The 13834-nt window shown below is 68.3% G+C and carries 15 protein-coding genes, 1 tRNA gene and 1 pseudogene; 13 read left to right on the top strand and 4 right to left on the bottom strand.

The window, feature by feature from the left end:
* Nucleotides 1–36 precede the first annotated feature (36 nt).
* Together P1K89_RS18955 and P1K89_RS18950 are read left to right on the top strand one after the other, a co-directional pair.
* Nucleotides 37–363 carry a c-type cytochrome gene (locus P1K89_RS18955; RefSeq protein WP_284618062.1) on the top strand — a complete coding sequence of 109 codons (327 nt, stop codon included), beginning with the start codon at nucleotides 37–39 and terminating at the stop codon, nucleotides 361–363.
* A 13-nt stretch (nucleotides 364–376) separates the two neighbouring features.
* Nucleotides 377–1681, top strand: a complete 1305-nt coding sequence (locus tag P1K89_RS18950; RefSeq protein WP_284618061.1) for an NAD(P)/FAD-dependent oxidoreductase — start codon at nucleotides 377–379, stop codon at nucleotides 1679–1681.
* Between the two features lie 22 nt (nucleotides 1682–1703).
* On the opposite strand, the gene P1K89_RS18945 is transcribed toward P1K89_RS18950, so the two are convergent.
* From P1K89_RS18945 to folE, 4 genes are all read right to left on the bottom strand, one after another.
* Complete coding sequence (locus P1K89_RS18945; RefSeq protein ID WP_284618060.1) at nucleotides 1704–2978, bottom strand: hypothetical protein; 1275 nt, start codon at nucleotides 2976–2978, stop codon at nucleotides 1704–1706.
* Between the two features lie 9 nt (nucleotides 2979–2987).
* A complete protein-coding gene (locus tag P1K89_RS18940) occupies nucleotides 2988–3395 on the bottom strand; it encodes a hypothetical protein (protein WP_284618059.1) in 408 nt (135 codons plus the stop codon).
* A 93-nt stretch (nucleotides 3396–3488) separates the two neighbouring features.
* Nucleotides 3489–3908, bottom strand: coding sequence for a BLUF domain-containing protein (locus P1K89_RS18935; protein ID WP_284618514.1), 420 nt, complete (start codon nucleotides 3906–3908; stop codon nucleotides 3489–3491).
* A gap of 29 nt (nucleotides 3909–3937) precedes the next feature.
* Nucleotides 3938–4672 (bottom strand): GTP cyclohydrolase I, encoded by a 735-nt coding sequence (gene folE, locus P1K89_RS18930; RefSeq protein WP_284618058.1) that lies wholly within the window; start codon nucleotides 4670–4672, stop codon nucleotides 3938–3940.
* Between the two features lie 103 nt (nucleotides 4673–4775).
* Between folE and rsmB the strand changes: the two genes are divergently transcribed.
* From rsmB to P1K89_RS18875, 11 genes and pseudogenes are all read left to right on the top strand, one after another.
* Nucleotides 4776–6107, top strand: a complete 1332-nt coding sequence (gene rsmB, locus P1K89_RS18925) for a 16S rRNA (cytosine(967)-C(5))-methyltransferase RsmB (RefSeq protein ID WP_284618057.1) — start codon at nucleotides 4776–4778, stop codon at nucleotides 6105–6107.
* 72 nt (nucleotides 6108–6179) lie between these two features.
* Nucleotides 6180–6755 carry a DUF4390 domain-containing protein gene (locus P1K89_RS18920; protein ID WP_284618056.1) on the top strand — a complete coding sequence of 192 codons (576 nt, stop codon included), beginning with the start codon at nucleotides 6180–6182 and terminating at the stop codon, nucleotides 6753–6755.
* 16 nt (nucleotides 6756–6771) lie between these two features.
* A complete protein-coding gene (locus tag P1K89_RS18915; RefSeq protein WP_284618055.1) occupies nucleotides 6772–9126 on the top strand; it encodes a sensor histidine kinase in 2355 nt (784 codons plus the stop codon).
* A gap of 33 nt (nucleotides 9127–9159) precedes the next feature.
* A complete protein-coding gene (locus tag P1K89_RS18910) occupies nucleotides 9160–9858 on the top strand; it encodes a response regulator (RefSeq protein ID WP_284618054.1) in 699 nt (232 codons plus the stop codon).
* Between the two features lie 49 nt (nucleotides 9859–9907).
* Nucleotides 9908–9983, top strand: a tRNA-Phe gene (locus P1K89_RS18905).
* Nucleotides 9984–10196: 213 nt separating this feature from the next.
* The gene (locus P1K89_RS18900; RefSeq protein ID WP_284618053.1) at nucleotides 10197–10361 is read left to right on the top strand and encodes an Arm DNA-binding domain-containing protein; all 165 of its coding nucleotides are present in this window, start codon (nucleotides 10197–10199) and stop codon (nucleotides 10359–10361) included.
* Between the two features lie 143 nt (nucleotides 10362–10504).
* Entirely contained in the window at nucleotides 10505–10780 is a 276-nt protein-coding gene (locus P1K89_RS18895; RefSeq protein ID WP_284618052.1) for a tyrosine-type recombinase/integrase, read from the top strand.
* Between the two features lie 76 nt (nucleotides 10781–10856).
* Entirely contained in the window at nucleotides 10857–11726 is an 870-nt protein-coding gene (locus tag P1K89_RS18890) for a hypothetical protein (protein WP_284618051.1), read from the top strand.
* A 447-nt stretch (nucleotides 11727–12173) separates the two neighbouring features.
* Nucleotides 12174–12368: a hypothetical protein gene (locus tag P1K89_RS18885; RefSeq protein WP_284618050.1), complete on the top strand. Its 195-nt coding sequence runs from the start codon at nucleotides 12174–12176 to the stop codon at nucleotides 12366–12368.
* 1 nt (nucleotide 12369) lies between these two features.
* A complete protein-coding gene (locus tag P1K89_RS18880; RefSeq protein WP_284618049.1) occupies nucleotides 12370–13284 on the top strand; it encodes an SDH family Clp fold serine proteinase in 915 nt (304 codons plus the stop codon).
* 284 nt (nucleotides 13285–13568) lie between these two features.
* Nucleotides 13569–13834 (top strand): annotated as a pseudogene (locus tag P1K89_RS18875) (hypothetical protein); the annotation flags it as partial.

Genomic DNA, 13834 nt, shown 5'->3' with positions numbered 1-13834 from the left:
CACTCGTCGCCCTCTGCCGCCCCGGAGGAAGACGCGATGAGGAGTTGGGTACCTGGCCTTGCCGCTGCGTTCGCACTGGTGCTGCCGGCCTCGGCCGCGCTGGCCGCCGACGACGTCCAGCAACTGCGCACCGCGGCGCTCGCCGCCACCTGCGCGAACTGCCACGGTACCGCGGGCCAGGCGCTCGACAGGAGCGCCGTGCCGGGGCTCGCGGGCCTGTCGCAGGCGTATTTCCTGGCGCAGATGAAGGACTTCCGCAGCGGCGCCCGCACGCCCACCGTGATGCACCAGATTGCCAAGGGTTATTCCGAGGCGCAGATCGAGCAGCTGGCCGCGTACTTCGCGGCCCAGCCCAAGCGCTGAACGGGAGGCGACGATGAACCCATCACTGAATCTCCTGGCCGGCCATCGCCGCGACTGGCTGCGCGGCGCCGCGGCGCTCGGCGGCACGGCGCTGTTCGCCGGCTGCGCCTCGACCCCGGCCATCCCGGAGCGCACCCGCGTGCTGGTGGTCGGCGGCGGTTATGGCGGCGCCACGGCCGCCAAGTACCTGCGCCTGTTCTCCGGCGGCAAGCTCGACGTCGTGCTGGTCGAGCCGAACGAGGCCTTCGTCAGCTGCCCGGTCAGCAACCTCGTGCTCGGCGGCAGCAAGACGCTGGCCGACATCACGACACGCTACGACACGCTGGCCTCGCGCCATGGCGTGCGGGTGATCAAGGACACGGTGGCCGCGATCGATGCGGCGAAGAAGACCGCGACCCTGGCCTCCGGGCCGACCATCGCCTGGGACAAGCTGGTGCTGTCGCCCGGCATCGACCTGATGTTCGACAGCGTCGCCGGGCTGCGCGCCGCGCAGGCCGAGGGCCGCATCCTGCAGGCCTGGAAGGCCGGGCCCGAAACGGCCGCGCTGCGCCGCCAGCTGGAAGCGATGCCCGACGGCGGCGTCTATGCGCTGGTGGTGCCCGAGGCGCCCTATCGCTGCCCGCCGGGGCCGTACGAGCGCGCCTGCCAGGTGGCCGCGTATTTCAAGGCCGCGAAGCCGAAGTCCAAGGTGCTGATCCTCGACGCCAACCCCGACGTCACCTCGAAGGGACCGCTGTTCAAGAAGGTGTGGGCCGAGAGTTACCCCGGCTTGGTCGAGTTCCGCCCGCAGCACAAGGCGACCGCGGTCGATGCCCGCACGAACACAGTGAAGTTCGAGGTGCAGGAAGACGTCAGGGCCGACGTGCTGAACGTGCTGCCGCCGATGCGCGCCGGTGCGATCGCCGTCCAGGCGGGCCTCGCGAACATGAACCAGCGCTGGTGCGGCGTGAACTACCAGACCTTCGCATCGACGGTCTCGCCGGACATCCACGTGCTCGGCGACTCGATCCAGATCGCCCCGGCGATGCCCAAGAGCGGCCACATGGCGAACAACCACGCGAAGGTCGCCGCGGCGGCCATCGTCGCCGAGTTCGCCGGCTGGGAGATCAACCCGGCGCCGATGCTGACGAACACCTGCTACAGCTTCGTCGACGCGAAGCGCGTGATCCACGTCGCCAGCGTGCACGAGTACGTCGCGGCCGAGAAGACGTTCAAGACGGTCGCCGGCTCCGGCGGCGTGTCCACCGGCCCGACCGAGCTCGAGGGCGACTACGGCTGGAACTGGGCGCGCACGATCTGGGCCGACATGCTCGGCTGAGCGCCAACGTCCGAAGGACGCGTCAGTCGGCGTCGAGGAACAGCGCGTCGAGCCGGCCGCTGGCCAGCTCGGCATCGAAGGCCTCGCCGATGCGGCGGATCATCTGCTGGCAGTCGGGCGGGTGCGCCACCGCGCCGCGCGGCGCCGGGCCGTAGAGGCCGACATGGCGCTCGTGCAGGCCGAGCGCCAGCACGTGGCTGCAGCCGGGCAGGCGGAAGGTGTCGCCGCCGGTCATCGACGGGTCGATCCAGTCCGGCGCCACCTGCGCGCCGAAGCGCTCGGCCATGAAGCGCACCAGCGCGTCGCCCATCTCCGGCCGCACCGGCGCGACGCGGTACTCGACCTGCTGGCCGAAGTCGACGAAACGTCCCCGCCACGGCAGCGGCCTCGCGTCCGGAGCCGGCTCGAGCCGCTCGCGTCCATCGGCATCGCGCGTCCAGCGGAAGTGGTGCCGCACCCAGTCGGCGGTGAAGTCGTTGGCGTCGATGTAGCGGCTGCGGGCGCGCGACACGCGCAGGCCGCTCGCGTCGCCGCGGGCGATGTCGACGACGATCAGCCCGTCGTAGCGCCGGTCCTGCGCGTCGCCGCTCTGGTAGGCCGGCACGACGTAGGCGCTGCGGCCCGGCGACAGCAGCACCGCGCCGCGGCCACCGCCGTTCAGGCCCGCCAGCGGGTCGCTGCTGCCGGCCCGGATCCACGGCCGCACCGGATGCACTGCCAGCGTCTGCACGTCCAGCACGTGGCGGTGACCGAGCTTCAGCCAGCGGGCATCCCGAACCACCGTGTCGTCCGGCGTGACCTTCTCGATGCCGAAGCGCCGTGGCTGGTCGGGCTGGCCGTCGGGCGCCGCGTCCAGTCGCTGCAGCTCGGCGATGTCGGTGCTCGGCTCGCCGATCGAGCGCACGACGAGCTGGCCGTCCTGCTCGGTGATCAGGTGGAAGTCGGTCGTCGAGACCAGCAGCGCCGGCTGCGGCGCATCGACCAGGCGCAGCACGCGCCAGAAGCGCAGAAGGGTCTGTTCGCCCACCGGCACGGCCACGTCCTGCCCGCGCCAGCGCACGCGGAATCCGGTGACTTCCATCGTCTCGAACGGATTGCCGCCGTTGTTCGGGAAGGTGCCGGTCGAGATGCGCCGGCCCTCGGCGACGATCTGAAACGGGCCATGCTGCAGCGTCTCGTGCGCGAGCGGCTCCGCGGGCGCCTCGGGCGTGCGGCTGACCCACACGATCAGGGCCAGCAGCATGAGGCCGCCGGCGATCCACCACGGTGCGCCGCCCATCGTCGAAGCAGACCCCACGGCGGCGGCTCAGAGCCCGGCCATCAGCGCGTCGCGGATCGTGCCGTCGCTCAACATGCCGGACGCGCCGTGCGCGTAGGCGCAGTGCATCTCCAGCACGCCGCCGGCGAAGGCGATGTGGCGCTGCGCCGGCTCGGCGACGTTCTTCAGCTTCACCAGCTTCAGCGTCTCGCGCACCGCCTCGCGGCCCATGTCGTCGATGCAGATCGTGCGCAGCGCCATGTTCAGGCGATGGCAGGAGAGGTTGTCGAGGAAGTTCAGCGCCGACGCATCGTTCTCCAGCGTCGCCCAGTCGACTTCGTAGGGGATCTCGCGGCCGCAGATCTCGGCGATCTCGCGGCTGCGCGCAGGCAGCGTGTTGTCCTGAAGGTCCTGGATCTTGCGGCGTTCGGCGAGGCCCATCGGCAGCTCCGGCATCGTGGAAATGCCGGGCAGTGTCGGCGCCGGGCGTTGCAGCGCCGCTGCGCCCCGCGCGCCGCGTGTTTCATTCGTTCGCGCGCGGCCGCGCGCTCAGCACATCACCGACGCGGTGGCCACCAGCTCGTCGAACAGCGCCATCGAGGCCTTGCCGGAGACGCTGTACGGATCGAGCGTCGCGGTGGCCGAGTACTTCAGCAGCAAGGCCGGGTTGAGCCGCGCCATGTTGACCTGGCCCATCGACCAGCCTGCGAAGCGGCGCTCGCCGATCTCTTCGTAGTTCAGCAGGATCAGGTCGCCATGGCGCGGATCGGCGGCGATGCGGCCGTAGAGCCGGCTCACCGCCGAGCGGCCGCCTTCGAGCGCCTGGATGAAGATGCCGCCGGAGTAGCACAGCAGCCCGGTGATGCCGTGCTGGGGGTTGTTGAGCTTGCTCTGGCGCAGGATGTTGTGCAGCTCGTCCTGGTCCAGCGTCGGCACCGCGCGGCTCGCATACATCAGTCGTACCAGCATCATCGTGGCCTCTTCGATCGCTCGCGCGTTCAGTTGCCGGACTTCTTCGACAGCAGCGCCAGGAATTCGCGCCGCAGGTTCGGGTCCTTCAGGAAGGCGCCGCGCATCACGCTGTTGGTCATCGACGAGTCGTCGTCCTTGACGCCGCGCCAGTGCATGCAGAAGTGGTCGGCCTCCATCACGATCGCCAGGCCGTCGGGCTTGACGCGCTCCTGCAGCGCGTCGGCCAGCATCACCACCGCCTCTTCCTGGATCTGCGGCCGCGTCATCACCCAGTCGGCCAGGCGCACGTACTTCGACAGCCCGATCAGGTTCGAGTGTTCGTTCGGCAGCAGGCCGATCCACACCTTGCCGAGGATCGGGCACAGGTGGTGCGAGCAGGCGCTGCGCACGGTGATCGGCCCGACGATCATCAGCTCGTTCAGGCGCGAGAAGTTCGGGAACTCGGTGACCGAGGGCGGCGGCACGTAGCGGCCGCGGAACACCTCGTCGATGAACATCTTTGCGACGCGCTTGGCGGTCTCGTTGGTGTTGTGGTCGCTGTCGGTGTCGATCACCAGCGCCTGCAGCACGTCCTGCATCTTCGCCTCGACCTCGCGCTTGAGTTCGTCGAGCTCGCCCGGGCGGATGTGCTCGGCGATGTTGTCGTTCGCGTGGTAGCGGCAATCGGCGCCGATCAGCCGGTAGCGGATGCGTTCGGAGGCCGGCAGCCGCGACAGCTCCTCCTCGTTGCGAAAGATCGGCAGGGTGTCGGAGGTCGGCATGGCAGTGCGCGGCACGGTTCGGGGAAGGGCGCATTGTGCGCCGCGGGGGCGAAGCCTGCAGGGCAGGGGCCTGCCCGCGTTCCCGGGGGATAGACTGACCGCGATGAGTGCTTCCCCGGGTGCCTTGGGGCCGCCGCTGGCCCGCCTGCTCGACCAGACCGCCGACGCGGTGGCCGCCGTGCGCAGCGGCCGCTCGCTGACCGAGGTGCTCGCGCGCTGCCCGGTCGACCTGAAGCCCGGCACGCAGGCGCTGGCCTTCCACGTGCTGCGCTGGTGGGGCGGCGCGCAGGCGGTGCGGGCGAAGCTGGCGCCGAAGGCGCCGCCGCCGAACGTCGATGCGCTGCTGTGCTCGGCGATCGCCTTGCTGTGGCCCGGCAGCGGTCCGCCGTATGCCGAGCACACGCTGGTCGATCAGGCGGTGACCGCCGCACGCCAGCGCACGCCGGCGGCGGCCAACTTCATCAACGCGGTGCTGCGCCGCTTCGTGCGCGAGCGCGACGCGCTGGTGGCCGCGGTGCAGTCGCAGCCGGTGGCCGCGTTCAACCACCCGCTGTGGTGGATCGAACGCATCAAGCAGGACTGGCCGCAGCAGTGGGCCGCGCTGCTGACCGAGGCCAACCGCCATCCGCCGATGGCCTTGCGTGTCAACGCGCGGCGCGGCACCGCCGCGGCCTACCTGTCGCGGCTGGTCGCGCAGGGCCGCGGGGCCCGCGTGGTGGGCGAACAGGCGCTGGTGCTCGACAAACCGCTGCCGGTGCAGGAACTGCCCGGTTTCGCCGAGGGTGAGGTCTCGGTGCAGGACCTGTCGGCGCAGCGCGCCGGCCCGCTGCTGCTGGGTGAAGGCTCGCAGCGGTTGCCGGCGGGGGCCCGCGTGCTCGACGCCTGCTCGGCCCCCGGCGGCAAGACCGCGCAGCTGCTCGAGCTGGCCGACCTCGACCTGACCGCGCTCGACAGCGACCCGCTGCGCCTGGCGCGCGTGCAGGAAACGCTCAACCGGCTGCAGCTGAAGGCCCACCTGCAGGCCGCCGATGCGCGCGAGCCGGCACGCTGGTGGGATGGCCGGCCCTTCGACGCGATCCTGCTCGACGCGCCGTGCACCGCCTCGGGCATCGTGCGCCGCCACCCCGACGTGCGCTGGCTGCGCCGGCCGGACGACGTGGTCGCGCTGGCGCGCATCCAGGCCGAGCTGCTGGACGCGCTGTGGCCGCTGGTCAAGCCCGGCGGCCGGCTGCTGTACGCCACCTGTTCGCTGTTCAGGCTCGAAGGCCAGCAGCAGATCGACGCTTTTTTGCAACGCCACGGCGCCGACAAACCCTGGCTCGACCCCGCCTCGCCGGGACATCTGCCGGGCCTGCCGGACAATGGCCAGAGGCCCGGACTTGCAGACGAAACAAGCGGTGACGGCTTCTTCTACGCGCTGATCCACAAGCCCTGAGCCCGCCGGGCTGCCCCTCTGGGGTCGACCGGAGGCCCAGCCCGAACGTCCTGCAGAGAATCCCGCGCCCCGATGCGCCGCACCATCGCCCCAGCCCTGTTGCCGCGCTTCCTGACCAGGCTGGTGTTGTGGGCCGCATTGATCGTCGGCCTCGGCGGCATGCCGCCGGCGCGCGCGCAGGGAGTCGACCTCACCAGCCTCGAGGTCACCCGCACCGAGGGCGCGCTGACGCTCGAGTACGCCGCCCGGCTGACCCTGTCGCATGCCATCGAGGATGCGCTGCAGCGCGGCGTGCCGATGTACTTCACCGCGCACGTGACCGTGCTGCGCAGCCGCTGGTACTGGCGCGACGAGCGCATCGCCCGCATCGCGCGCACCTGGCGCCTGTCCTACCAGCCGCTGACGGCCACCTGGCGCGTCAGCCTCGGCGGCCTCGCGCAGAGCTTCCCGACGCTGGCCGAGGCGTTGGCGCCGATGTCCCGGGTGGCGGGCTGGCGCCTGGTCGAAGCCGAGAAGCTCGAGCCGGCGGAACGCTACTACGTCGAGTTCAGCTTCCAGCTCGATAACAGCCAGCTGCCGCGGCCGATGCAGCTCGACCTCGGCCAGGACTGGAAACTCGGCATCGAGCGCAGCGCGCGGGTCGAGTGACGGACGGGCAGCGGCGATGACGAAGTCGGCCCGCTGGGCGCTCGCGGTCTCGCTGGTCGTCGTGACCGGCCTGTCGCTGCTGCTGGTCTACCTGCTGTCGATCGGCACCGCGGGGCGTGCGGTCGAGCGCCATTTCGTCTGGCTGTTCTGGGCCAACGTGGCCGTCGGCGGGCTGCTGCTGGTGGCCATCGGCGTCGCCGCGCTGCGGCTGGTGGTGCGGCTGCGCCAGCGCAAGTTCGGCAGCCGGCTGCTGGCGAAGCTGGCCGGCATCTTCGCGCTGGTCGGCGTGCTGCCCGGGCTGCTGATCTATGCCGTGAGCTACCAGTTCGTCGCCCGCAGCATCGACAGCTGGTTCGACGTGCAGGTGGCCGGCGCGCTCGATGCCGGCCTGGCGCTGGGCCGCGGCACGCTCGATGCGATGGCCGGGGACCTCGCGGCGAAGACCCGCAGCACCGCCGAGCGCCTGTCCGACACCCGGGGCGCGATCGGCCCGCTCGCGCTCGAACGTGTGCGCGAACAACTCGGCGTGCGCGATGCCGTGCTGCTCGGCGCGTCGGGCCAGGTGCTCGCCAGCGCCGGCGGCAGCGCCGGGGCCATCGTGCCCGAACGCGCCCCGACCTCGCTGCTGCGCCAGGCGCGCGCCGCGCGCAGCGCGAGCCACCTCGAAGGTCTGGACGACGAGCCGCAGCCCGGCGGGCGGCCCGAGGCGCGGGTGCGCGCCGTGGCGCTCGTGCCCAGCAACGACATCAGCCTGACGGGGGGCGAGGACCGCTTCCTGATGGTCGTGCAGCCGGTGCCCCAGGCCCTGGTGGCCAATGCGCTGACGGTGCAGGGCGCCTACCGCGAGTACCAGCAGCGCGCGATCGCGCGCGACGGCCTGCGCCGCATGTACATCGGCACGCTGACGCTGGCGCTGGTGCTGTCGGTGTTCGGCGCGCTGCTGCTGGCGGTGATGCTGGGCAACCAGATCGCGCGGCCGCTGCTGCTGCTGGCCGACGGCGTGCGCCAGGTGGCCGACGGCGACCTGACCGCCAAGCCGGTGTTCGCCTCGCGCGACGAACTGGGCGGGCTGACGCGTTCGTTCGCCGAGATGACCGGCCAGCTCGCCGAGGCGCGCGCGCAGGTGCAGCGCGGCGTGGCGCAGCTCGAAGGCGCGCGCACGCGGCTGCAGACCATCCTCGACAGCCTGACCGCGGGCGTCATCGTGTTCGACAAGCGCGGCCTGATCGACACCGTCAACCCCGGCGCCACCCGCATCCTGCGCCAGCCGCTGTCGGCCTACCGCGGCCGCGCGCTCGACGAGGTGCCGGGGCTCGCGGAGTTCGCGCAGGCGGTGAAGCAGCGGGCCGAGCTGCACAGCGAAAGCCCCGAGGCCGGCGAGCGCGATCACTGGCAGGACGCCTTCGAGCTGAAGGTCAGCGCGCAGGACACCGTCAACCTGCTGCTGCGCGGCGCGTCGCTGCCGGCCGGCGCGCGGCTGCTGGTCTTCGACGACATCACCGAGATCGTCTCCGCGCAGCGGTCGGTGGCCTGGAGCGAGGTCGCGCGCCGCCTGGCGCACGAGATCAAGAACCCGCTGACGCCGATCCAGCTGTCGGCCGAGCGCCTGCAGCACAAGCTGGAGGCCAAGCTCGAAGGCGCCGACCAGTCGATGCTGCAGCGCTCGGTGGCCACCATCGTCGCCCAGGTGCAGGCGATGAAGCAGCTGGTCAACGAGTTCCGCGACTACGCGCGCCTGCCCGCCGCGCAGCTGCAGCCGCTGGACCTCAATGCGCTGGTCGGCGAGGTGATGGCGCTGTACGCGTCGACGCACGAGCAGGGCCACCTCGATACGCGCCTGGAACCCGTGCTGCCGCCGATCCTGGGCGACCCGACGCAGCTGCGGCAGGTGATCCACAACCTGGTGCAGAACGCGCTCGACGCGGTGGCCGAGCGGCCCGACGGCCATGTCGTGCTGGCCACCGAGGTCGCGCGCAACGAAAGCGGCGCACCGCGTGCGGTGCGCCTGAAGGTCACCGACAACGGCGCCGGCTTTGCCGACAAGGTCCTGAAGCGCGCCTTCGAGCCCTATGTCACGACCAAGAGCCGCGGCACCGGGCTGGGGCTGGCCGTGGTCAAGAAGATCGCCGACGAGCATGGCGCACGGGTGCGCATCGCCAACCTGCACGTGGGCGACGAAACCGCGGCCGAGGCGACATTGGCGGGCCTGGCCCCGGCCACCGAAGGCGCTGCGGACGAGGGCGCGGTCATCGGCGCGCAAGTTTCGCTATCATTTTCCCGCTTCGCCCCTGCGCCCAACGTACCTGCCGCGGCCTCGACGCCGGCCGGCAGGCCTTCAGAACACCCACCAGGCGCCGGGCGCTGGTCCTGACACCGGCCACCACCAGGGGCTTGTAGCACTCGCATGGCAACGATTCTTGTAGTGGACGACGAGCTGGGCATCCGCGGCCTGCTGTCGGAAATCCTGTCCGATGAAGGGCACACCGTCGAGCTGGCCGAAAACGCCGCCGACGCCCGTGCCGTGCGCGAGCGCCTGCGTCCGGACCTGGTGCTGCTGGACATCTGGATGCCCGACGTCGACGGCATCAGCCTGCTGAAGGAATGGGGCGCCGCCGGCATGCTGAGCATGCCGGTGATCATGATGAGCGGCCACGGCACCATCGACACCGCGGTCGAGGCCACCAAGTACGGCGCCACCGCCTTCCTCGAGAAGCCGATCACGCTGCAGAAGCTGCTGCGCGCGGTGGAGCAGGCGCTGGTGAAACCCTCGCCGCGCGCCAACGCCGGCCTGCCGCCGGGCGTCTATCGGCCCGAAGCGGCGCTCGGCGCCGCCGACCTCAACGGCCTCGTGCCGCCCGGGCTGCCGAGTGCGCCCTCGCTGCCGCTGGGCCCGCAGCCCGAGCAGCTGTTCGACCTCGACCGCCCGCTGCGCGAGGCCCGCGACGCCTTCGAGAAGAGCTACTTCGAGTTCCACCTCGCGAAGGAGAACGGCTCGATGACGCGCGTGGCCGAGAAGACCGGCCTGGAGCGCACGCACCTGTACCGCAAGCTCAAGCAGCTGGGCGTGGACCTCTCGCGCAACAAGCGCGGCGGCGTGATCTGACGGGGCGGTCCGAGATTCCGGCTATACTCGCCGGCTCGACAAGTTTCGAGGCCTGGTAGCTCAGTTGGTAGAGCAGCGGATTGAAAATCCGCGTGTCGGTGGTTCGATTCCGCCCCAGGCCACCAACAGGCGTCCGGGAACGTCCGAAGACATCCGGTAGTGACAAGAAAGCCCTAGAGAATCAACGCTCTAGGGCTTTTTTCATGCCCGCGAGCGTCCGAACGCATCCGGTTGAAGCCGGGGAAACTTGGGGGCAAGATCGGGGGCATACCGGCCAGCTGCGCAGATTCCGCGGGGATGTGCCCCCGGCACGGTCCGAGCCGTCGTTGTTGCCCCCGATGCCAACCGACAAGCTGACGGACACCGCGATCAAGAAGGCCAAGCCCATCGACAGGCGGATCAAGGTCTCGGACGGCGGCGGTCTCTACCTCGAGCTCTGGCCGAACGATGCGCACTACTGGCGCCTGAAGTACCGCATCGGCGGCGTCGAGAAGTGCCTCTGACTGTGCTGCGCCGGATCGAAGGCCGCGGCGCGATCGAGACGGCGCGTCGGGCTCGGGAGAACTGCTCGCAGTTTTGCGAGCGGCAGCCACTCAGCCGGGCCAGCGTGTACGTGGTCCGCGGCGAGCGCCACCACGACAGGCCCATGTCCGAAAACACCGTGAACGCGGCGCCGCGTGCCATGGGATTCCTAGCAGACGAAGTAACCGGCCACGGGTTCCGAGCGACGACCCGCACGATCCTGGCCGAGAGGCTTGAGTTCGACGAAGCGGTGATTGAGGCGCAACTCGCTCACAGCGTTAAGGACAGCCTACGTGGGGCGTACAAGAGAAGCGAATATGTCGACCAGCGCCGCAAGATAATGCAGGCGTGGGGGGACAACCTGGGCATGTTGCGAGGCGGTGCTAGTCACGCACGGTAGGGCTGCTATGCGAGATCCAAGTGACAAACTTCATCCGAGCGCGGCTTTCGGTCTGGTCCGGCTCGTCCTGAGTAGCTTGGGCTTCGTCAGGATTGATGAGGACCGCTACAGACGCATTGAGGCCGCACGAGATGCATTGACCGCGGCGGTCGCGTCGGAGCAAAAGTTCGATCTTGTTATTGAGAACTACCTGGAACTAGAGGAGACGCTTCTTTCGCTCGCTACGAGACACATGGTGCTCGGAGGCCAGACAGCACAAACGATCTGGGTCGAGAAGGATCTGCTAAACCGGCGAATGCTCAACCTTCTTGCTGCGGCGCGCGCATACACGGATCAGGTTAGACAGCATGTCGATGTCGTTCCGGGTTTAAGCGAAAGGACAAAGACCGCGCTTAGTCAGCAATATGACGGCCGTCTGGGCTTTCGCACGATGGAAGCGCTTCGCAATTACGTTCAACACCGCGACGTTCCGGTTCACTCCTATGCGGTGCTGAGTAAGTGGATCGAAAACCGGACCAAGCTCGGCTACTCAATGGCGCCTGCTCTGATGCCGAAGGAGTTGAAGGGCGATCGACAGTTCAAGCAAAGCGTTCTTTCAGAGCTGGAAGCTCTGGGAGAACAGGTCCCGTTGATGCCGTTAATCCGCGAGTACGTTGAAGGGTTGAGTGCCGCGCACGAAACCGTGCGCGATGGCTTGAAGGCGCCTTGTGAGGAGTGGGAGGCTGTCTTCTCTGCCGCCAAGGCGGACTACTCCCGCGAGAACGAAGGGGAGTCATCAATCATCGGTCTTGCTGCCGTCGAAAGGAGTGAGGAGGGCAAGCTCCTGCGCCCCGTGTACGTGCTTGATCGGCTCGCCGAGTACCGAGGGCACCTTCTGAAGAAGAATGCTTCGCTGGTCAACTTGGCGCGTCGGTTCGTCAGCAGTGACTCAACGATCGTTGAGTGACGCTCGTTGTGTCAGGGTCTTGTGGAAACCAACGGTCGAGCCCGGCGCGCCATGTCGGAAACACGAACCTTGTGAATGGCGCTGCCCCGATCCGGGTCCGCGGCCACGCGGCGATCGCCGATGCCGCTATCGCGCGCCGTTGGCAAGCTCATCCGTTGAGACCGTGTCGTGGCTGAACGCCGGCACTTGTCGGCTGGACAACTTGGCCAGCGCCGTCGGGTGATTGATGTCGAGCTACTTTACAAAGTACGTAACTAAGATCGGCTAAGCCTTTGATACATAAGGGTGGAACGTCGCGTGCTTCAACGGGGTCAATGACATCACTGCCTTGCGGTTATCCCCTACAATGCTGCGTCGCAGCATCGTGGAACAATGTGAAACACTGCGATGCCATCAAGTTTCGGAGCTGAGTGCCGAACAGATGCGAATACAACGAAGGAGCGGGCAATGGAAAACGATCGCTGCCTCCAGAAGAGCGAAAAGAACGTCGACGACATCGCTGATCTCTCTGCGGCCACCTTGCAGTACGAGCGCTATCTGCAGCTCCAACTCCTGGCGAACGCCGACGAACGCGGCCCGGTCACTGAGCAGCGGCGCGCGGACTGGACCCATCCGATGGGTCTTGTAATGATGGCTTGCTGAGGTGGCAGCCTGGACAGCCCTGCTTAAAGAAGCGAACGCCGTCCCCCCTCAACAGCGGGCGGCGTGGTTCGAGACCCGCCTCGGTCAAGCCCTGGCAGACATCTCGTCGCTGCGATCAGGGCGGCACGTTCTGCTTTACGCAACTGCGTTCTTGCAGAAACCACAGCTGCCCTCGTTCCAGGTCGCACTGACCTCCGAGGAAATCAATGGGTTCATGTCATGCATGTTTGGCATGAACGTCCAGCGTGGGCTAACCCTCATCCTTCACACGCCGGGGGGCCAGACAAACGCGGCTGAGACGGTCGTTCAGTACTTGCACAGCAAGTACAACGATATCGAGGTCGTCGTTCCAGCCTTCGCGATGTCGGCCGGAACAATGATCGGCCTTGCCTCCAACCGGTTGATCATGGGTCGCCAGAGCCAAATCGGCCCCATCGACCCGCAAATGCCGATGAACGGCAAGTTCGTTTCAGCTCGGGCCATCGTGGACCAGTTTGAGCGCGCCAAGAAGGAGATTAGCGCCGATACAGGGCTCGCCCACGCGTGGGCCCCAGTTCTGGCGTCACTTGGACCGGCGCTACTCGTCGAGGCCCAGAACGCACTGGACTACGGTGAACGGATGGTTCGTGAGTGGGCGGAGGCGCGCATGTTCGCTGGGCAAACGGACGGGCCAGCGAAGGCTGCTGCGGTCGCCCAATTCTTCAACGATGCCGGAACCCACAAGAGCCACGGTCGCAGGATAGGTCGTGACGAAGCCGCGGCGCAGGGTGTCGTGATCGAGAGTCTAGAGGCATCGCAGGACCTACAGGACAAGGTGCTGACGGCGTACCACCTGGCGACCCTGATGTTTGAGCAGACGCAGGTCTGCAAGATGATCTGGGCCGACCATGGTCAGCAGTGGATCAAGAACGCTTAGAGTTCCTGCACATGCAAGAACCTCGGGCAACATTGGGGGAAGGCAGGCGTGGTCAGGGCATGAAACGCAGGAAATGCGCCACGTCCCGCTGAACTTTGCCTAGAGGCCCAGCCACCAAGATTCCCGTTGTAGGATGAACATCCAGCCCAACCCTCACCGGTTGGGCTTTTTGCTTTGTGGGCCGGGGACCCAGCGGCGCCTCAAGAACGGCGCGCGTCACGGGCAGGGTTGGGGCGCGCTGATCCCGGACGGGCGAAGGTGCCCGGCAGCAACCAGTTGGGTTCTTGTTTCTGTCGATCGCCTTGGCCACCGCAGCTCCTCACCCCCCGAAGATCCCCGCCGGCGTCTGGGTGCTGGGCTTCGTCAGCCTGCTGATGGACGTCTCGTCCGAGATGATCCACAGCCTGCTGCCGCTGTTCATGGGTAAGCGCTCCTCCAGACACGTCCCTTGCGGACGTGTCTATTTGGCGCTAGGAGGCGTGAGCCGCCAGGGCAGCAGGGCTTCGAAGTCGTCGGCGGTCTTGGCCTTGGGCAGCTCCACCAGGAGCGC

Source organism: Aquabacterium humicola (assembly GCF_030167915.1).
Lineage (GTDB): Bacteria > Pseudomonadota > Gammaproteobacteria > Burkholderiales > Burkholderiaceae_C > Pseudaquabacterium > Pseudaquabacterium humicola.
Note: the sequence above shows the minus strand (reverse complement) of the source record. Positions and strands in the feature narration are given on the sequence as shown.

Coding starts and splice junctions, on each gene's coding strand:
- P1K89_RS18955 (WP_284618062.1), top strand. CDS start 37: ATGAGGAGTTGGGTACCTGGCCTTGCCGCTGCGTTCGCACTGGTGCTG.
- P1K89_RS18950 (WP_284618061.1), top strand. CDS start 377: ATGAACCCATCACTGAATCTCCTGGCCGGCCATCGCCGCGACTGGCTG.
- P1K89_RS18940 (WP_284618059.1), bottom strand. CDS start 3,395: ATGCCGGAGCTGCCGATGGGCCTCGCCGAACGCCGCAAGATCCAGGAC.
- P1K89_RS18935 (WP_284618514.1), bottom strand. CDS start 3,908: ATGCTGGTACGACTGATGTATGCGAGCCGCGCGGTGCCGACGCTGGAC.
- folE (WP_284618058.1), bottom strand. CDS start 4,672: ATGCCGACCTCCGACACCCTGCCGATCTTTCGCAACGAGGAGGAGCTG.
- rsmB (WP_284618057.1), top strand. CDS start 4,776: ATGAGTGCTTCCCCGGGTGCCTTGGGGCCGCCGCTGGCCCGCCTGCTC.
- P1K89_RS18920 (WP_284618056.1), top strand. CDS start 6,180: ATGCGCCGCACCATCGCCCCAGCCCTGTTGCCGCGCTTCCTGACCAGG.
- P1K89_RS18915 (WP_284618055.1), top strand. CDS start 6,772: ATGACGAAGTCGGCCCGCTGGGCGCTCGCGGTCTCGCTGGTCGTCGTG.
- P1K89_RS18910 (WP_284618054.1), top strand. CDS start 9,160: ATGGCAACGATTCTTGTAGTGGACGACGAGCTGGGCATCCGCGGCCTG.
- P1K89_RS18900 (WP_284618053.1), top strand. CDS start 10,197: ATGCCAACCGACAAGCTGACGGACACCGCGATCAAGAAGGCCAAGCCC.
- P1K89_RS18895 (WP_284618052.1), top strand. CDS start 10,505: ATGTCCGAAAACACCGTGAACGCGGCGCCGCGTGCCATGGGATTCCTA.
- P1K89_RS18885 (WP_284618050.1), top strand. CDS start 12,174: ATGGAAAACGATCGCTGCCTCCAGAAGAGCGAAAAGAACGTCGACGAC.